Genomic DNA, 19,050 nt, shown 5'->3' with positions numbered 1-19,050 from the left:
TGGTTGGTTTGTAAAGCTGCAAGTGTAAAAATTTGCAGCTTTGCTTTTGTCTTAAAAAAGTTAAAAGTTAAATGTAAAACGTTAGAAGTTTTGCTTTTTATTAATAAAGAATCAAATTATAATGAAACGAATACTACTATTTACGATTGGATTTGTTCTATTTCAAAACCTTTCGGCTCAAAGTCTGAATAAAATGCAATGGTTTAATGAACCTGAAAAATGGGAAATTAAAAACAATACTTTGATTATGAATGTGACAGCAAACAGCGATTATTGGAGAATCTCGCACTACGGATTCACAGTTGATGATGCACCTTTTTATTATGCTAATTATGGGGGCGAATTTGAAGCAAAAGTAAAATTGACTGGAAACTACATTGCGCGTTTTGACCAAATGGGATTAATGATTCGCATTGACGAAAAAAATTATATTAAAACAGGAGTAGAGTTTGTTGACGGAAAATTTAATGTAAGTACCGTTGTAACACATGATAAAAGTGATTGGAGCGTAACAACTTTAGAAAAAGTGCCTCCTTTTATTTGGATTAAAGCCGTGCGACGATTAGATGCTGTCGAAATATTCTATTCTTTTGATGATAAAAATTATATCTTGACTAGAAATGCGCCTTTGCAAGACAACACGCCAGTTATGGTTGGTTTAATGGCCGCTTCTCCAGACGGAAAAGGTTTTGAAGCCAAATTTGAGAACTTTACGGTAAAACATTTACCAGATCAGAGAAGAGCGGAATGGCTGAAAAACCACCAGTAGATTAAATTTCAATTTAAAAATTCCAAATTCCAAACTTAATTTTTGAATTTTAAGATTGCAGAAAATCTAAATTCTGCTATCTACAATTAAAACCTAACCTAACTTAAACCAAAAAACAAATGAGTTCAATTTCATCTGATATTAAACCAAAAAAACATTACGAAATTCTTGATGGACTTCGTGGAGTGGCGGCTATTTTAGTAGTTGCTTTTCATATTTTTGAAGCTTTCGCAGGCGGAAATCGTTTTGTGCAAATTATAAATCACGGATATCTTGCTGTTGATTTCTTTTTCCTTTTATCTGGATTTGTTGTCGCATATGCGTATGATGATCGTTGGGGGAAAATGGGACAATGGGAGTTTTACAAACGCCGATTAATCCGTTTACAGCCCATGGTAATTCTTGGAATGATCATTGGAGCCATATTCTATTATTTTCAAGCTTCAGATATATTGTTTCCAATGATTGGAGGTATGGAAGTTTGGAAAGTTATTTTGACAATGGTAATAGGGTTTACATTATTGCCAATTCCGCCTTCATTAGAAATTAGAGGTTGGGGAGAAATGCATCCTTTAAATGGTCCGGCATGGTCGCTTTTTTTCGAATATATTGCAAACATCTTGTACGCCTTAATCTTTCGTAAATTTTCGAATAAAGTAATGTCAGTTTTTGTATTGATATTTGCCGGACTGTTAATTAATTATACTGTTTTTGGACCCAAAGGAGATGTAATCGGCGGCTGGTCATTGAATTGGGAACAAATGAATGTTGGTTTCACAAGATTACTTTATCCATTTTTTGCTGGAGTTTTATTATGCCGTTTAGGAAAATTAATTCATATTAAAAATGCTTTTTGGGTTTGCAGTATTTTAATCACAATTGTTTTAGCATTGCCAAGATTGGGAGACGAAAATAGTCTTTGGATCAACGGTTTATACGAATCTTTCTGCATCATTGTAATGTTTCCAATTATTGTAGCAATCGGAGCAGGAGGAGAGATCAAAAATGAATTCTCACTTAAGATTTGTAAACTTCTTGGAGATATTTCATACCCAATTTATATTACGCATTATCCATTAATTTATTGGTTTACAGCTTGGGTTGTAGATAATAAAGTTTCGATGGAAAATGGCTATTTGGAAGGAATCGGCGTATTAATCGTAAGTATCATTCTAGCTTTTGTATGTTTAAAATTATACGATGAGCCAGTTAGAAATTGGCTTGTAAATAAGTTTCAAAAGAAAAAGCCAATCGAGGCATAATGAGTTTTTTTAGAGTTTGTAATTTTTGTTAGTTGCAAATGTAGAAAGGGATAAAACGATTTGTTTTATCCCTTTTTTATTGATGATTGAAATGAAAGAATCAATTATTGTAACTCATAAAAACTCCTTTTTCCGATTTTAATCTTTGTTTCTTTTCGTAACTGAATTAATTTAAATGGATCGATAATTTTTTCATTATTAATCTGAACCGCACCACTTTCAATCAATCTTCTGTTTGCTGATTTTGTAATATCATTTTTTATAAAGGCACAAAGGTCAATTAATGCAATTTCATTGGTTTTGCTTTCTAAAGAAGAAATGGAAACAGGAACAAATGATTTGGTTTCCGCATTTTTACTTTGAAATTGATTAATAAAAAATTGTTCTGCTTGTTCCGCTTCAGTTTGATTATGGTATTGGCAAATGATATTTTTGGCAATCAGTTTTTTAATATTCATCGGATTTTCATCCTCTAATCTTTTCTTGATTTTTTCTTTTTCTTCAAATGAAAAATCGGTTGTCAATTCTAAAAATTCAAGAATAAGAGCGTCAGGAATCGACATGGTTTTGCCAAACATTTCATTCGGTTCATCAATCAATCCGATTGTATTATGAAGCGATTTACTCATTTTTTCTTTTCCATCCAATCCTTTCAGTAAAGGCATACACATCACAATTTGTCCTGAAAGTTTAAAACTCTCCTGCAATTGCCTTCCCATTGTACAGTTGAACAATTGATCTGTTCCGCCCATTTCGATATCAGCATTAATTTTAACCGAATCAAAACCTTGTAAAATTGGGTAAACCAGTTCGTGCATGGCAATTGGGGTGTTTTCTGTAAATCGTTTATTAAAATCATTTCTATGCATCAATTGAGCGACCGTCACATTGGACATGATCTGAATCACTTCAGAAAAAGAAAGTTCATCGAGCCATTCAGAATTGAAAACAATTTTAGCTTTTTCAATATCAATAATTTTAGATAATTGCGAAATGTAGGTTTCCGCATTATGCTGAACTTCCTCAATGCTAAGAGGTTTTCGGCTTTTATTTTTTCCTGTCGGATCACCAATTCTTGCGGTAAAACTTCCCACAACGATTACGATTTGATGCCCTAAATCTTGAAATTGTTTCAACTTTTTCAAGACAACTGCATGTCCCAAATGCAAATCTGGAGCAGTTGGGTCAAAACCCAGTTTGATAATTAGTTTTCTGTTTTCTTTTTCAGCCTGATTGATTTTTTCTTCTAAGCCATTTTCGGGAAGAAAGATGGCCGCATTTTCTTTTAATTTTTGAATTGTTTCCATTTTTTTGAAAATAAAAAAGCCCGGACGCAATGCCCGGGCTTTAAGGTTTATATAATTTATCTATTTAATTTATAGTCGTGAATACGTTGAATTATATGCATAGCCTATCCGAGCAGATATTATTGCATGATAATAAGTGCTGAAAAAAGGAAGGCGTAATATGCTGTTCAAGAATTTCATAATCGACTGCAAAGATAAATTTTATGTATTGAATTGGCATCATATTTTAATCATTTTAAACAAAATATCATTAAATGCTTGAAATGGATAACCCTCAGCAGAGAAAGAAAAGATAAATATTCTATTTATCCCTTAATATTTTAGAAAATAAAAAAGGTTCAAAGGAAAAACTTTGTCCCTTTGAACCTTTGTAACTTTGTATCTTAAAAAAATTATTCTAAAACCAATTGGCTTAGAGCTTCTTTAGTAAAGCCTTTTAATTCTTCAGTTTTTCCTGCTTTGATTTTAGCAACCCAATTCGGATCTGATAAAAGAGGTCTTCCAACGGCAACCAAATCAAAATCGCCTCTGTCGAAACGTCTGTTTAATTCTTCTAAAGAAGTCGGTTGCGAACTTTCTCCTGCAAATGCACCAAAGAAATCACCAGAAAGTCCAACAGAACCTACTGTAATAGTTGGCGCTCCAGTTACTTTTTTAGCCCATCCAGCAAAGTTTAAATCAGAACCTTCAAATTCAGGTTCCCAGAAACGACGTTGCGAAGCGTGAATGATATCAACACCAGCATCAACAAGAGGAGTAAGCCAAGCTTCTAATTCCTGCGGGTTTTTAGCTAATTTATAATTATAATCAGAAGGTTTAAATTGAGAAAAACGCATAATCACAGCAAAGTCGTTTCCAACTTGCTTTCTCACTTCTTTTACCACTTCAATAGCAAAACGGTTACGCTCAGGAAGTGTTTTTCCTCCATAAATATCTTCACGCAAGTTGGTTTCAGCTCTAAAGAATTGGTCAATTAAATAACCGTGTGCACCGTGAATTTCAACAGTGTCAAAGCCTAATCTTTTCGCATCAGCAGCAGCTTTTCCAAAAGCAAGAATAGTATCTTCAATATCTTTTTCAGTCATGGCAACACCATTTCTAAAGTCAGGACGGTTTAATCCAGACGGACCTTCAAAAGGAACTGGCGGAACCCATCCAGAATGGTGGTTGTCCATAATTCCCATGTGCCAAATTTGCGGACCCATTTTTCCACCCGCAGAGTGAACTTCGTTAATCACTTTTTTCCATCCGTTTAAAGCTAAATCGCCATAAAAGTGAGGAACATTCGCATCATTAGAAGAAGATTTTCTGTCAATAACAGTTCCTTCAGATAAAATTAAACCAACTTCGCCTTCAGCTCTTTTTTGGTAGTAAGCTGCGACTTCATCAGTTGGAACTCCGTTAGGAGAAAAAGAGCGCGTCATTGGCGCCATTACGATTCGGTTTTTCAGGTTTAACGATTTTAGGTTAAGTTCTGAAAATAGGTTGTTTGTACTCATAGTAATTTTACAAATTAGATTGAATTAATTTACTGAGTGCTTCAAAGGCACCTTCGTTACGTTTATAATAAGTCCATTGTCCAACACGTTTGGCTTCAATAAAACCAGCGCGCTGTAAAATAGACAGGTATTCGGATACTGTGGATTGTGTCAAACCAGCTTTGGCCTGAATCTGCCCAACGCAGACACCATGCTCAAATCCGGCATGCTCAAGCTGTCCCGGAAAGTTAATTTCGGGCTCTTTTAACCATTCCAGCATTTGTAGTCTGGATTTGTTCGATAATGCTTTAAAAATTTCTATCGTTTCCATGGTGCAAATATATCGACTTTTCCCGATATATGGATTTAAAGAAAAATATTTAGGATAATTTTATGATTGGGAGCAGAATGGTAGGGAAGAACTATGCAAGGTTTGATAAAAAAATTATATTTGCTTTTCAGATAATGACGCAAACAATTTTACGTCATTTCTGTCATTCTGAGGAACGAAGAATCACACCAGAAACTCTACAAAGATTGGAGATTTTACATGTGGAATATCTAGTGTGATTCTTCGTTCCTCAGAATGACAAGTCAAATCGATAAAATGCCCCAAAACAAATAAAACTTAATCTATTATGAAAAAAACTTTACTTATCGTAGCGTTCTTGTGTTGTGTAATTACCAGTTCTAAAGCTCAAGTTGTAGGTGTAGATATTGGAGATATTGCTCCAGAAATTGATCTTCCAGATACAAAAGGAGAGAAAGTTGCACTTTCTTCTTTAAGAGGAACTTTAGTTTTAATAGACTTTTGGGCTTCTTGGTGCGGACCTTGCATTAAAGAACAACCTCTATTAATAAAATTGCACAATGCGTATCCAGACAAACTATCAATTTACGGAGTTTCTATGGATACCAAAAAGCCATTATGGATAGGAGCAATCGCAAAAGCAAAATTGCCTTGGACAAATGTGAGTGATTTAAAATACTGGCAATCTCCGGTTATTGGAGATTATATGTTGCAATCTATTCCATTGAATTTTTTAATTGATAAAAACGGAATTATTTTAGCAAAAAATATTCACGGACAGGCTTTAGAAGATAAAATTAGAGAGCTTTTAGAGGTTCAATAGATTTTCCTTAACCGCAAAGAGCGCTAAGGTTTACGCTAAGCACGCTAAGAATTTAAAACCTTTGCGAACCTTGCGTAAACCTTAGCGCTCTTTGCGGTTAAAAACAAAAAAGCCCAATCGATAATATTGGGCTTTTAATTTCTAAGACTCTTTAATCACTTTTTTTACACCTCCAAAACTCGTTTTCAGCATTTCTCTTATCTGAAACTGCGTTTTGTTTCCCGATGCGCTTTTCCAATCTTTGAGATCAAAAATGTGAATTTGATCTGCGTAAGGATTTGTTAAGAATGAAATTCGTGAAATGGTATATTTATAGTATTTCAGTTCGTGAGAAACATGTCGATTGGGAACCACAATTAATATGTTTTCCCAGTTCAAAAAGTCCTTCGGAACGTCTTTTCTTTCTAATAATCCTAAAGATTCAAAAAAAGCCACAATCTTTTGATCATTAAGTTTGTTAATCTTATGATCAAGGTTTTTGAAAGTCGTTTGGAGTCTATTTTCATTCATAATAGTACTCATAGTAGAATTGCTTTTTAAGATTTCAATATAAAATTACATTAAAAGAAAATCATTTTTGAATCTGAAGCCATTAGATTCATTCTAAATTTTGAAAGCCTATTCTAGAAACATTTGTTATGAACGAGTTATCATATTTTGATAAAATACTATTAATGTTTCTTCTCTAAAAACTTTATTTTTATCACTATTTGATTTTACTAACAAACCAAACTTATGAAAACCACTTTTGTTCAAAAAACAATTCTCTGTTTTTTTCTTGTCTGTTCATTCCATTTATTGGCTCAAAATAAATCGGGGAGAGCGCTTGTTTTAATCGATAAAGATTGGAGCTTTTCATTTGGTCATCAATACGATACCAAAAAAGATTTCGGTCACGCCGAAGGTTATTTTTCGTATTTAACCAAAACGGGCTTTGGTGATGGACCAGCGGCTTCTGGATTTGATGATCGCGCTTGGAGAAAATTGGATTTGCCACATGACTGGGCAGTTGAACAGCCTTTTAGTGAAACCGCAAGTTTCAGTCACGGATTCAAATCAGCAGGCAAAAATTTCCCAGAGAAAAGTATTGGCTGGTATAGAAAAAAGATAAATATTCCGAATGAAGATTTAGGGAAAATTATTTCTCTAAAATTTGATGGCGTTTTTAGAAATTCAAAAGTCTTTTTCAACGGATTTTATTTAGGAACCGAAGAAAGTGGTTATAATGGTTTTGAATATGATGTATCGGCTTATGTTAATTATGGAGGCGAAAATACAATTGTAGTGCGGGTAGATGCTTCTATGGAAGAAGGCTGGTTTTATGAAGGTGCTGGAATTTATAGACATGTTTATTTGCAAAAAACGAATCCGATTCACATAATTCAAAATGGAACTTATGTTACTTCTGAATTGATGGGAAATGATGCATTAGTTACGGCAGATGTAAAAATTAAAAACAACGGAAAGTTTAAAGGTTCGATAGAAGTTGTTCAAACCATTTTAAATAATAAAAACAAGCAGGTTGCAATTTCTTCTGAAAATGTATTGGCGCCAGAATTTTATCAAACTATAAATTATAGTTCAAAATTACGAGTGGAAAATCCGCTTTTGTGGGATATTGATTCCCCTAATTTATATCAGCTAATTACTGAAATAAAAAAGGATGGAGAAGTAATTGACAGCTATAAAACCTCTTTTGGGATTAGAACAATTGAGTTTAATCCAGAAAATGGTTTTTTCCTTAACGGAAAACCTGTAAAACTGAAAGGAACAAACAACCATCAGGATCACGCGGGAATTGGAACAGCACTTCCAGATGAAATTCAGTATTATAGAATTGCAAAACTGAAAGAAATGGGTTCAAATGCGTACCGCTGTTCGCATCATCCGCCAACGCCTGAATTGCTTGATGCTTGCGATAAATTAGGAATGCTGGTTATTGACGAAACCCGTCTCATGGGAATCAATGAGTATCATTTGAATGATTTACAGCGAATGATGGAGCGTGACCGAAATCATCCGAGTATTTTCTGCTGGTCAGTTGGAAATGAAGAATGGCAGATTGAGGGCGGAATTACAGGTGAAAGAATTACCAATATCATGCAGGATTTTAGTAAAAGCATCGATCGGACGAGACCTGTAACGGTAGGAATCAGCAGCGGATTTAAAAGCGGAATCTCTTCTGTTGTAGAAATTATGGGATATAATTATCTCGGAAACGGAGATATTGATGCGCATAGAAATCAGTTTAAAAATCAGCCGGGAATGGGAACCGAGGAAGGTTCGACTTTTGCAACCCGAGGCATTTATTTTACAGATGATGCCAAACATTATCAAAGTGCTTACGATAAAAAACCTCGACCAACTTTTTATAGTATAGAAGAAGGCTGGAAGTTTTATGCTGAACGACCTTATTTGGCAGGAATGTTTATCTGGACAGGTTTTGATTACCGCGGAGAGCCAACGCCGTATGGTTGGCCGTCTGTAACGTCTTATTTCGGAATGATGGACGTTTGCGGTTTCCCGAAAGACAATGTTTTCTATTTAAAATCTTGGTGGGGAAAAGAACCCGTTTTGCATGTATTGCCACATTGGAATTGGAGTGGAATGGAAGGCAAAGAAATTGATGTTTGGGCATATTCGAATTGTGATGAAGTGGAGCTTTTCCTTAACAAAAAGAGCTTGGGGAAAAAGAAAATGGAGCAAAATAGTCATTTAGAATGGAAAGTAAAGTATACTGCAGGAACTTTGGAAGCGGTTGGTTATAAAAACGGCAAAAAAGTACTTTCTGATGTTCACAAAACTACCGGAAAAGCAGAAAACATCAAACTTTCTTTAGATAAAGAAAATATATTGAAAGGAAATGTTTCTGTTTTAACGGTTGAAACCACAGATAAAAATGGCTTGCACATTCCGACAGCAAACGATGAAATTATGTTCTCTATTAAAGGCGGTAAAATTTTAGGAGTAGGAAACGGAGATCCAACTTCGTTAGAAAGCGATCAAATTATTGATGATATCACCTTGGTTGCTATAAGTAATTTTATGGAACAAAAAGCAACAACTGCCTCTCTGCCTCAGGAATTGTCTAATTATTCAGATAAAGAGTGGACAGAAGCTTTTAAAGATCGCGATTACAAAAAACAAGCGTCGTCTTACATTTATAAAGGAGAATTTGATTTGAAAAACAACTCCGCTTCGAATGTTGTGAGTTTCTTTTACAAAAAATTAGGAGTTGAAACAGTGGTTTTCGTCAACGGAAATAAAGTTGGACCAAGTAAAGATGATTCTCAAAAATATGTTTTGAATTCGGCTATTTTAAAAGAAGGGAAAAACACGATTCACATTGCAGCAACGCCTTTGCAAAAAGTAAAAGACTGGGATGTTATGAATACCGATCCCGGAATTATTCAAGTAATAACGCCAGCAGAACCTTGGAAAAGAAAGCTGTTTAATGGTTATGCGCAAATCATCATCCAGAAAGATGAAAATGTGAAGGAAGCTGTACTTTCTGCTTCCGCGCAAGGATTAAAGAATAGTGTGATTGTGGTGAAGTAGTTTTTTTAACCGCAAGGCACGCTAAGATTTACGCAAGGTTCGCAAAGTTTTTTCTCAATTTATGTCTTCCTGAGCGAAGTCGAAGGATACGTAAGTGACTCGACATGCAATATAAAATGCGCATATCCTTCGACTTCGCTCAGGAGGACAAATCTGAATTTCTAAATTTAACTGTAAATTCATTTGCGAACCTTTGCGTAATTCTTAGCGAACTTTGCGGTTTAAAACTTGAAACTTTAAACCTGAAACAAAAAATATTGTTTGATTTTCATAACTTTGCAAAATGAATAATCAATCAGAAACTCAGAATTGCGATTTCACTTCAGATTTGAAGATGAAAGGTTTTAAAGTTTATCCTATAAATGGAGATTTCAGTAAAGTTCCCGTTTACAGCCGAAGAGACTTTTATAAAATCTGTATTAATACTAGTAAAAGTATCATACAATACGCTGACCGCGGAATAGAAACTGACGGGACGATTCTGTTTTTTGGTAATCCGATTATTCCATATTCTTGGGAAACTATTTCTGAGAAATTCGAAGGTTATGCCTGCGTTTTTACCGAAGAATTTTTTAAAACCAAAGACCGTTCTGAAACCCTTCAGGAATCGCCTTTATTTAAAATAGGAGGAACTCCAATTTTTACGTTAACTCTTGAACAAAAGGTGTTTATCGATTCCTTGTTCCAAAAAATGATCGAAGAATACGAAACCGATTATGCCTTCAAAGACGATTTAATGCGCAGTTATGTCAATTTGATTATTCATGAATCAATGAAAATGCAGCCTTCGGAGAACTTCTTTAAACATAAAAATGCTTCTTCGAGAATTACTTCTTTGTTTTTAGAATTATTAGAAAGACAATTTCCCATAGAAACCAAAGATCAACCTTTAGCTTTAAAAACACCTCAAGATTACGCACAGAGCCTTTCTGTTCACGTCAATCATTTAAATCGTTCGGTAAAAGAAGTTACAGGAAAACCAACCACGGCACACATAACAGAAAGAGTTGTCAATGAAGCAAAAGCTTTATTGCAGCACACAGACTGGAGTATTTCTGATATTGGTTATTCGCTTGGATTTGAATATCCGAGTTATTTCAATAATTATTTTAAAAGACTTACAGGAACGGTTCCGAAATCGCTTCGAATGTAAATTGTTTCAATTTCTTAATTTTTTGTTTGAATATTGTTATTTCGGCATTGTAGTATTGTACTACATTTGCCCTGAAATAAACAACGAATCTTTGTATCAGTTTTTTTAATGACTAAATAACACTTCACAAAAGCATGCTCCGCTTTGCATTTAGTTTTAAATTTTGATAATAGAAAAATATAAAATTTTTAAAGTATTAATTAAAATCAAAATCTCCTTCTATCAAGAGATTCGATGTACTGATTATTTCATTCAAATAAGCTTATAAGAATTTAAAAATTAATTATTAACCTAAAAACAACGAAATTATGTCGACACATTTCACTGCCGTAACCGAAGAAGGTAAAATTCCAAATACTTATATGACAGGCGAAGTGTCATATAAAAAGCAGACAAGCGAAATTCATCCTGAAAATACTGTTATCAAAGATATTTCTTTTGAACCCGGAGCGAGAAGCAATTGGCACAGTAACGCTAGTCTGCAGTTGATCATTGTAACAGATGGAGTTGGCTATTACCAAGAAAGAGGCGGACAAATTAATCTTATCGAAAAAGGGAAAGTAATCACGGTTTTACCTGGAATTGAGCATTGGTACGGAGCAACACCAACGACAAAATATTCTCATATTACCATTGTAACAGAAATAGACAAAGGTCATGGAACTTGGCTGGAAAGTGTTACTGATGAAGAATATTATTCTTTTGAAAGATGCTAAGTTGCTAAGATTCTAAGATACTAAGACACTAAGTTTCTAAGATTCTGAGATTCTAAGTTTTGCGCAGATTTTACTGATTTATAACACATTATATTTTTTGATTAGGTAAAAATAATCGAAATTTATATAACTATTTGTAAATCAATATGATTTGGTAGAATTTCTATGCCTTTTTTCAACAGTTTTAAAACCTGAAACTTGAAACTTGAAACAAAAAACAACAATAAATTATGGAAACAAAAGACATTAAAGCCTTTGGTACCGAAGCTGCCGAAGCACCGTTAAAGACCCTAGATATTAAAAGAAGAGCAGTACAGGCACACGACGTAGAAATCGAAATTTTATATTGCGGAATCTGTCACTCCGATTTACACTCAGCTAGAAATGAATGGCATGGTACAATTTATCCGATTGTTCCTGGACATGAAATTGTAGGTCGTGTAACAAAAGTTGGAGATCATGTAAAAGGTTTCAAAATTGGAGATTTAGCGGGAGTGGGCTGTATGGTTGATTCTTGCCGAGAATGTGAGCACTGCAAAAATGATTTAGAGCAATTTTGTGATGAAGGAAATATCCAAACATTTAATTCGCCTGACAAACACTTAGGAGGACAAACTTATGGAGGTTACTCTCAAAGTATTGTAGTTGATGAAAACTTTGTACTGCATATTTCAGATAAATTAGAACTTTCTGCTGTTGCACCATTATTGTGTGCAGGAATTACAACTTATTCACCATTAAAACATTGGAAAGTTGGTCCTGGTCAAAAAGTTGGAATTGTAGGTATTGGCGGTCTTGGCCATATGGGAATAAAAATAGCGAAGGCTATGGGAGCTCACGTTGTGGTTTTTACTACATCTTTATCTAAAACAGAAGACGCAAAACGCCTTGGAGCAGATGAGGTTGTATTGTCTACAGATGAAGCGCAGATGGCAGCACACGCTAGAAGTTTAAACTTCATTTTAGACTGCGTTTCTGCTGAACACAGTATTGATTCGTATTTAAATTTATTGAAAGTAGACGGAACATTAACTTTAGTTGGAGCGCCAATGGATCCGCTTCCTGTAACTTCTTTCAGCTTGATTTTAGGAAGAAGAAGTTTCTCAGGATCTTTGATAGGAGGAATCGCTGAAACTCAGGAAATGTTAGACTTCTGTGCCGAACATAATATCACATCAGACGTTGAAGTAATCGGTGTTAACGATGTAAATGACGCTTACGAAAGATTACTAAAAGGAGATGTTAAATACCGTTTTGTAATTGATATGGAGTCGCTTAAATAAGATGCTAAGTTGCTAAGATTCTAAGATTCTAAGTTTTCTCTTTAGTGCTTAGATCTTGGCTAATTTAGAAAGTGATAAAATAGGATGTTGATTTAGCTCAAAGTAAAGAAAATTATATAAGATACTAAGATGCTAAGTTTTCTCTTTAGTGCTTAGAATCTTGGCTAATTTAGAAATTATGTAAAAAAACAAGGAGCAGAGATTAAGTAGGATTAAAGAGAAAAAAACTTAGAATCTTAGCGTCTCAGCATCTTAGAAACTTTAAAAAATAACCGAGATTTAAAGACAAAGTAAAGAAAACTTACAACCTTAGCATCTCAGCATCTTAGAAACTTTAAAAAAAAACATGCAAACAAGAAAACTAGGAAATAGTGGCTTAGAAGTCTCCGCGTTGGGACTGGGCTGCATGGGAATGAGTTTTGGCTACGGGCCAGCTCATGATAAAAAAGAAATGATAAGTTTGTTGCGTTCTGCTTACGAAAAAGGAATTACTTTTTTTGATACGGCAGAATGTTACGGACCATTTTTGAACGAAGAGTTATTGGGAGAGGCATTATCGCCTTTTCGTGATAAAGTTGTAATTGCCACAAAATTCGGTTTTTTGGAAGGCGATTCTAAAAAAGGATTAGACAGCCGTCCAGAATGGATTAGAAAAAGCATTGAAGGATCCTTAAAAAGATTAAACACCGAGGTAATCGATTTGTATTACCAACATCGTGTTGATCCAAATGTTCCTATGGAAGACGTTGCAGGAACTATAAAGGATTTAATTCAGGAAGGAAAAGTAAAACATTTTGGACTTTCAGAAGCGGGCGTAGAAAGTATTCGACGTGCACATGCAGTTCAGCCTGTAACAGCGCTTCAGAGCGAGTATTCTCTTTGGTGGAGAACTCCAGAAGAAGAAATTTTTCCGCTATTAGAAGAATTAGGAATTGGTTTCGTGCCTTTTAGTCCGCTAGGAAGAGGTTTTCTAACGGCTAAAATTGATGAAAACACGCAATTTGACAGTACAGATTTTAGAAATACACTTCCGCGTTTCACGCCAGAAGCCCGAAAAGTAAATCAAGCTTTAGTAGATTTATTATCTAAAATAGCTTCTGATAAAGGAGCAACAAACGCACAGGTAGCGCTTGCATGGATTTTGGCTCAAAAACCTTGGATTGCACCAATTCCAGGAACAACCAAACTACATCGTTTGGAAGAAAACCTTGGCGCAACAGATTTAGTACTTTCTGCACAAGATCTAGCAGAAATCGAAAATGCAGCTTCAAAAATTACAATTGAAGGATCAAGATACCCAGAACATCTGCAGAAGATAGCTGGGAAGTAAGTTTCTGAGATTCTAAGACGCTAAGATACTAAGCAACTAAGAGAAAACTCAAAACCTTAGCAACTTAGAATCTTAGCATCTAAAAAAAAGCATCTAAAAAAAACAAACCCCTCAAGCAATTCAACTCTTGAGGGGTTTTTTTAGCAAAGATTTGAGGTTCTTAGATAATTTAACTTAGAATCTGAGGACCTTAGAATCTTAGCGTCTTAATACATTTTTACTTTTTGTCTAGATTTTGTTTCAGCATTTTAGCATGTTCTAAGTGCGCTGTTAAACCTGCAATATTGTTAGAAGCCCAAGTTCTTACTTCCTGATCATTAGCATCTTTTGCAGCTTTATCTAGTTTTTTAATCGCTTTTTCGTGACCATCAATCATCATGTCTGCGAATTTTTTATCGAAATCAACTCCCGTTTTTTCGTTTAGTTTATTGTATTCCTCTTGACCTTCTTCAGTTAGAGAAGTTGGTAGAGTAAAGTTTTTTGCTTTTGCTAAAGCACTAACTTCCGAAGCCGATTTAGTGTGCTCATCAACAAGCATTTTACCAAATTTTTTCACTTCAGGGTTTGTACTTTTTGTTTGTGCCAGTTTACCGATTTCGATTTCAGCTAAATTAATTTCAGCTTGATCTACTAAAAATTCAGAATCATCTTCTTTGCTGTCAATAGAATCAAATTTTGCTTCATTTGCATCTTCTGCAACTTCTTTTGGATCCTCTTGTTTAGTTTCGTTTTTACAAGATTGAAGGAATAATATAATAAGTCCTGCTCCTAAAATGGCTTTTCCGGCTAATAATAACTTTTTCATGATTTTAATAGTTTAAATGTTATGATGTAAAATTATTAAGAACATACAGGAATGTCTTACAGGATTTTGAGAGATTGTTATAGGATTTGGATGCTCTTTTATAATTAGAAAATGTATGTTTGTATATTAGGAAGTAAAAAGATTATTCATGAAACAAAAAATTACAATTCTATTTCTTTTAGCTACAGCTCTTGTATCAGGCCAAATCAATTATAAAGGTTTCATTGATAAATATCCAATTGAATTTGTAACCGATATTTATTCTGACGGGCAAGGATCGGCAATTTATGCTTATTCCAATTATGACACTCCAATTGTTTTAAACGCTAAGTTGAAAGGAACTACTTTGGTATTCACTGAAAAAGATAAAAATGATAAAGAAACGGCCCAATTAAGTTTCGAAAATTATAATGCAGAAAGCGATCAATTAAACGGAATTTGGAAAGATTTGATTTCGGGAAAAGAACTTAAAATTTGTTTGACAAAAGAATTTGACCTTAATTATAATAATGGTGAAGAAGGGACACAAAGGGAAATTCTACAGCCCGTTTCTTTAAAAGGGAATTATTTTAAATTAATTATTTCAAAAGAAAAAAGAATTTCGGGAGTAAAAATCATCGAAAAAAAGACCGATAAATTGATTCAGAAAATTGATGTAGGAGGAGATTTTTGGGGATTGTTTAGCTTAAATTTGAAATTATATTTATTAATGGAAAATCAGATTGGATAACTATTAATGACCTATCGAAATATGATTTTTCTGAGGACAATATTGAGATTTTCGGTTTGCCATATTCTGTTCCAGATTTTAAAAATCCTCGAGATTTAATTAGATGGAAAAATATTGAAGGTGTAAATGAAATTAATATTTTTAACAATGGATCAGATAAAATATCTTATGCATACATAAAAGTTAAGACGGAATAATTACAGTTCCATTCTATTATCAAAATATACTTTTACAATTCCCATCTTCGACTTAAAAAAGATTGCCCACAAAGGCAATCTTTTTTTTATTTCTGAATCTAACATTTCACTTTTTACAAAAAAACAAAATTTTACATTTCGCCTTTCACAATTCCCATCCCACAAAAATGAAATTTCCAGCCAAAATTCTATAACAGAATCACCTTACTTTTTAAAGAACTTTGACTTATCAGATTTTTAGAAATAATATTAAAAATTTAAGTCATGCCAAATCCAAGAATTAAGAATGAAGAGCAATATGAAGCATTGGTAAAAAAAGGATACAGCAAAGAAAAATCGGCTCGTATTGCCAATACTCCAGATGCGGGGAAGAAAGGTGGAAAAGCAAAACCTTATGACGAATGGACAAAAGAGGAACTTCTGAAACAAGCAAGTAAAGTTGGCATAAAAGGAAGATCTTATATGAATAAAAAAGCCTTGATTGAGTCTTTAAGAAATAACTAAAATTTAAAACAAAACATTAATGCGATAAAAATAGCAATATCATGAACGCCACAGCCAAAAAAGAAATCTTAATGAATCAGCTGATAAAAGCGCCACATTTAGTAATTGAAAAACTAGATTTGGAGTACATCAATGATTATCAATTGACAATTGTACGCTGTCGCGAAGGAGGAAATTTCGTTTATAAAAAGAACGGAAAGAATGTAAAAAGCAAACATGAAATTAAACGCATTAATAGTCTGGTACTTCCGCCAGCTTGGGAGAATGTTCGTATCACCGATATTACAAATGGACATTTACAAGCCGTAGGAACTGATCTTAAAAATAGAAAACAATATCGTTATCATCCAAAATGGAATTTGATTCGAAATCAGACCAAGTTTTATAAAATTGCTGAATTTGGGTCTAAACTCCCAGCGATTAGAAAGCAAGTTGATCTTGATCTGGAACAGAAGGAATGGTCTAAAGAAAAAGTAACCGCTTTGGTCATTCGATTAATGGAAGAAACGCATATTCGAATCGGAAATGAGAAATATGCCAAAGACAACAAATCGTACGGACTTTCGACTCTTAGAAAACGTCATATTAATATCAATAAGAATTCGCTTCGATTTGAATTTGTTGGCAAAAAAGGAAAACAGCATACCATTACGACCCGAAACAAACAATTGATCAAACTGGTGAGCCGTTGTGAAGAAATTCCAGGCTGGGAAGTTTTTAAATATTACGATAAAAACGGAGAGAAAAAAGTACTGGACAGTCATATGGTCAATGAATATCTGCATAATATATCGGGCGAATATTTCAGCGCGAAAGATTTTAGAACCTGGGCAGCCTCTATTATTTTCTTTGAAAGCCTGATGGAAATAGGAGTGACTTCAGACGAAAAAGAAATCAAGCAGAATATTATAACTGCTTTTGATCTGACAGCCGAAGCGCTCGGAAACACCAGAAAAGTATGCAAAGATTATTACGTTCATCCGCTTTTGATTTCGACTTATGAAGATGGTTCTATTCAGGAGTATTTTGATAAGGTCAAAAAAAGCAGAAGCACTAAAAAATATTTTACAAAAACAGAAAGCGCATTCTCGGAATTGATTCAAAATTATGAGATCAATCTAGAAGCATCATGTCAATAAAAAGAGTTGGAGCATCTCTCCCAAAAGCTTCAAAAGTTTGGAATACAAACAAAATCATTATTAACTAAAAAACTATTATTATGTTACGTTGGACAGTCACTTTTATTATTCTAGCCATAGTGGCGGGAATATTTGGTTTCGGTGGAATTGCCGCTGGAGCTGCTAGTATAGCAAAAATTTTATTCTTTATATTTTTAGTTCTTTTTGTTATTTCTTTAATAAGCGGAAGATCAACAAGAGTATAGAAGAAGTATCAGTAAATACAAACAAATCAAAAACGGCACATTTCATTTAGTAAATGTGTCGTTTGTGGTTTCAATAAAAAAAGCCAAGTCATGGGAACAAAAAGCGGTGCTTACCAGGATGTTTATATCAAAAGAGAAGATGAAATGGTAAGCCTAAAGAATGATGTGACAGATTTTTGTGAAAAGTATATAAAACCTGTTCATCCTAAAGATTGGGATTGGTCGGTACGTGATTTTGAAAATCCTGAAAATGATCCGACAACTGCAGAAGCACGAGCTATTGCAAATGTGGTTTTTAAAGATTTAAATGATAAGAATCACACCGATGTTGATCTTTCTACAATGAATAATGTTCATGCAATAAAAGCTTATCTGGATCCGAAAAGCAAACATGAAGCTTTTAATATGGAAGAATTCGCTTTTGCATTAAAAGTAGAGTTGGAACACGGTAGGGTAAAAGATGTAAATGTGACCAATAACCATCCGTTTTTGACCGCTATGATTGCGCTTGCACACATGACCGAAAGTCTGACTTATTATAAAAGGCTAAAAGTAATGGAAGCAGAGGGTGAGATTTATGAAATTATCAGAAAAATAGAGTCATCGCCAGTCGGTAAAGAAAAATGGTATATAGAATTAGGGAAAGCTGAGCAAGAGCTTAATGAAGCCAGAGCCGGATTAGCCGAGCGTTTAGCCCGAATGGACGATATTCCAGTATTGAAAATTATTGGAGATTAAGTAGTTAAGTTTTAGACTCAAAAAAACCGTCTCGTTGTTTAACGAGACGGTTTTTATTTTTTCGTAGAATGAACTATTACAATCTTCGCGGATCATTTTCTGGATACCTTTCATCATCCTTATCTTCCTGAACATCGTCTTCGATATAATCAGTATCATCTTCTTCATCAATATCCTCTTCGATGTACTCGTCTTCATCATCATCGTCATCGTCTTCATCATCAATGTCTTCCAAAACATCTTCGGTTTCGTTAAAGTCGTATTCGTCTTCTTTTAAATCGGAAGGATTATCAAATTCGTCATTTTCTTCGGCATAATTATCATCTTCCAGTTCAACTTCATAAACATCGTCGTTGTTGTCTTCGAGATCTCTGTCAGTATGAAAATCGTCGTTTAGATCGTCCAAATCATCATCACTTACAAAATCGTCTTGATCTGGATTTGGTCTGTTCGGATTGTAGCCGTTTCTTACCGTATAACCTCGTTCTGCAATTTCGCGATTATCATTATCGGGTTTTTTAATATCATCTTTAAGATCTTCTGCAAGGTTTCGATCATTTGAGAAATGATTTTTGAAATCTTTATTTGTGCTGTTGTTTTTATCTATAGTATTCATGATCGCTGTTTTTTAATGATTATATATACAAAGCTAGCATGAAGTTGGCGGAATATATTATAAAATTATTTAGTGTAATTCTATAAT

At 34.1% G+C, this 19,050-nt stretch carries 19 protein-coding genes; 13 read left to right on the top strand and 6 right to left on the bottom strand.

Features of this window, described 5'->3' with window-relative positions:
* The first annotated feature begins 121 nt into the window (after positions 1–121).
* The gene (locus BSF41_RS00780) at positions 122–769 is read left to right on the top strand and encodes a DUF1349 domain-containing protein (protein ID WP_095927628.1); all 648 of its coding nucleotides are present in this window, start codon (positions 122–124) and stop codon (positions 767–769) included.
* A 119-nt stretch (positions 770–888) separates the two neighbouring features.
* Positions 889–2,031, top strand: coding sequence for an acyltransferase (locus BSF41_RS00775; protein WP_095927627.1), 1,143 nt, complete (start codon positions 889–891; stop codon positions 2,029–2,031).
* Positions 2,032–2,135: 104 nt separating this feature from the next.
* Here the strand turns inward: BSF41_RS00775 and tyrS are convergent, their stop codons facing one another.
* From tyrS to BSF41_RS00760, 3 genes are all read right to left on the bottom strand, one after another.
* Positions 2,136–3,338 carry a tyrosine--tRNA ligase gene (gene tyrS / locus BSF41_RS00770; RefSeq protein ID WP_095927626.1) on the bottom strand — a complete coding sequence of 401 codons (1,203 nt, stop codon included), beginning with the start codon at positions 3,336–3,338 and terminating at the stop codon, positions 2,136–2,138.
* Between the two features lie 392 nt (positions 3,339–3,730).
* The gene (locus BSF41_RS00765) at positions 3,731–4,837 is read right to left on the bottom strand and encodes an NADH:flavin oxidoreductase (RefSeq protein WP_095927625.1); all 1,107 of its coding nucleotides are present in this window, start codon (positions 4,835–4,837) and stop codon (positions 3,731–3,733) included.
* A gap of 7 nt (positions 4,838–4,844) precedes the next feature.
* The gene (locus BSF41_RS00760) at positions 4,845–5,147 is read right to left on the bottom strand and encodes a helix-turn-helix transcriptional regulator (RefSeq protein WP_091496855.1); all 303 of its coding nucleotides are present in this window, start codon (positions 5,145–5,147) and stop codon (positions 4,845–4,847) included.
* A 307-nt stretch (positions 5,148–5,454) separates the two neighbouring features.
* Between BSF41_RS00760 and BSF41_RS00755 the strand changes: the two genes are divergently transcribed.
* Positions 5,455–5,949: a TlpA disulfide reductase family protein gene (locus BSF41_RS00755; RefSeq protein ID WP_095927624.1), complete on the top strand. Its 495-nt coding sequence runs from the start codon at positions 5,455–5,457 to the stop codon at positions 5,947–5,949.
* Between the two features lie 141 nt (positions 5,950–6,090).
* Here BSF41_RS00755 and BSF41_RS00750 read toward each other — a convergent pair whose 3' ends face one another.
* Positions 6,091–6,471 carry a hypothetical protein gene (locus BSF41_RS00750; protein WP_095927623.1) on the bottom strand — a complete coding sequence of 127 codons (381 nt, stop codon included), beginning with the start codon at positions 6,469–6,471 and terminating at the stop codon, positions 6,091–6,093.
* Positions 6,472–6,684: 213 nt separating this feature from the next.
* Between BSF41_RS00750 and galA the strand changes: the two genes are divergently transcribed.
* From galA to BSF41_RS00720, 5 genes are all read left to right on the top strand, one after another.
* Entirely contained in the window at positions 6,685–9,507 is a 2,823-nt protein-coding gene (galA, locus tag BSF41_RS00745) for a beta-galactosidase GalA (protein WP_095927622.1), read from the top strand.
* Between the two features lie 283 nt (positions 9,508–9,790).
* A complete protein-coding gene (locus tag BSF41_RS00735; RefSeq protein WP_095927620.1) occupies positions 9,791–10,660 on the top strand; it encodes an AraC family transcriptional regulator in 870 nt (289 codons plus the stop codon).
* Positions 10,661–10,968: 308 nt separating this feature from the next.
* On the top strand, positions 10,969–11,376 hold the full coding sequence (locus BSF41_RS00730; RefSeq protein ID WP_095927619.1) for a cupin domain-containing protein: 408 nt from the start codon (positions 10,969–10,971) through the stop codon (positions 11,374–11,376).
* A gap of 230 nt (positions 11,377–11,606) precedes the next feature.
* Positions 11,607–12,659: an NAD(P)-dependent alcohol dehydrogenase gene (locus tag BSF41_RS00725; protein WP_095927618.1), complete on the top strand. Its 1,053-nt coding sequence runs from the start codon at positions 11,607–11,609 to the stop codon at positions 12,657–12,659.
* A 346-nt stretch (positions 12,660–13,005) separates the two neighbouring features.
* Positions 13,006–13,989 carry an aldo/keto reductase gene (locus tag BSF41_RS00720; RefSeq protein WP_095927617.1) on the top strand — a complete coding sequence of 328 codons (984 nt, stop codon included), beginning with the start codon at positions 13,006–13,008 and terminating at the stop codon, positions 13,987–13,989.
* 217 nt (positions 13,990–14,206) lie between these two features.
* On the opposite strand, the gene BSF41_RS00715 is transcribed toward BSF41_RS00720, so the two are convergent.
* Positions 14,207–14,794, bottom strand: coding sequence for a DUF4142 domain-containing protein (locus BSF41_RS00715; RefSeq protein WP_095927616.1), 588 nt, complete (start codon positions 14,792–14,794; stop codon positions 14,207–14,209).
* Positions 14,795–14,942: 148 nt separating this feature from the next.
* On the opposite strand from BSF41_RS00715, the gene BSF41_RS00710 reads away from it, so the two are divergent.
* The 5 genes from BSF41_RS00710 (at position 14,943) to BSF41_RS00690 (ending at position 18,347) form a co-directional block, all read left to right on the top strand.
* Complete coding sequence (locus BSF41_RS00710) at positions 14,943–15,524, top strand: hypothetical protein (RefSeq protein WP_095927615.1); 582 nt, start codon at positions 14,943–14,945, stop codon at positions 15,522–15,524.
* A gap of 461 nt (positions 15,525–15,985) precedes the next feature.
* Positions 15,986–16,225 (top strand): Rho termination factor, encoded by a 240-nt coding sequence (locus BSF41_RS00705; protein WP_095927614.1) that lies wholly within the window; start codon positions 15,986–15,988, stop codon positions 16,223–16,225.
* Positions 16,226–16,266: 41 nt separating this feature from the next.
* Positions 16,267–17,364 (top strand): DNA topoisomerase IB, encoded by a 1,098-nt coding sequence (locus BSF41_RS00700; protein WP_095927613.1) that lies wholly within the window; start codon positions 16,267–16,269, stop codon positions 17,362–17,364.
* A gap of 80 nt (positions 17,365–17,444) precedes the next feature.
* Positions 17,445–17,609: a DUF1328 domain-containing protein gene (locus BSF41_RS00695; RefSeq protein ID WP_008463190.1), complete on the top strand. Its 165-nt coding sequence runs from the start codon at positions 17,445–17,447 to the stop codon at positions 17,607–17,609.
* A 90-nt stretch (positions 17,610–17,699) separates the two neighbouring features.
* On the top strand, positions 17,700–18,347 hold the full coding sequence (locus BSF41_RS00690; RefSeq protein WP_095927612.1) for a DUF5661 family protein: 648 nt from the start codon (positions 17,700–17,702) through the stop codon (positions 18,345–18,347).
* Positions 18,348–18,423: 76 nt separating this feature from the next.
* Here the strand turns inward: BSF41_RS00690 and BSF41_RS23665 are convergent, their stop codons facing one another.
* Positions 18,424–18,963, bottom strand: coding sequence for a hypothetical protein (locus tag BSF41_RS23665; protein ID WP_172426832.1), 540 nt, complete (start codon positions 18,961–18,963; stop codon positions 18,424–18,426).
* Positions 18,964–19,050: the final 87 nt, after the last annotated feature.

The sequence above is a fragment of the Flavobacterium sp. ACN2 genome (assembly GCF_002303885.1).
Classification (GTDB): domain Bacteria; phylum Bacteroidota; class Bacteroidia; order Flavobacteriales; family Flavobacteriaceae; genus Flavobacterium.
The sequence above is the reverse complement of the archived record's forward strand: the minus strand, read 5'-3'. Positions and strand labels throughout refer to the sequence as shown.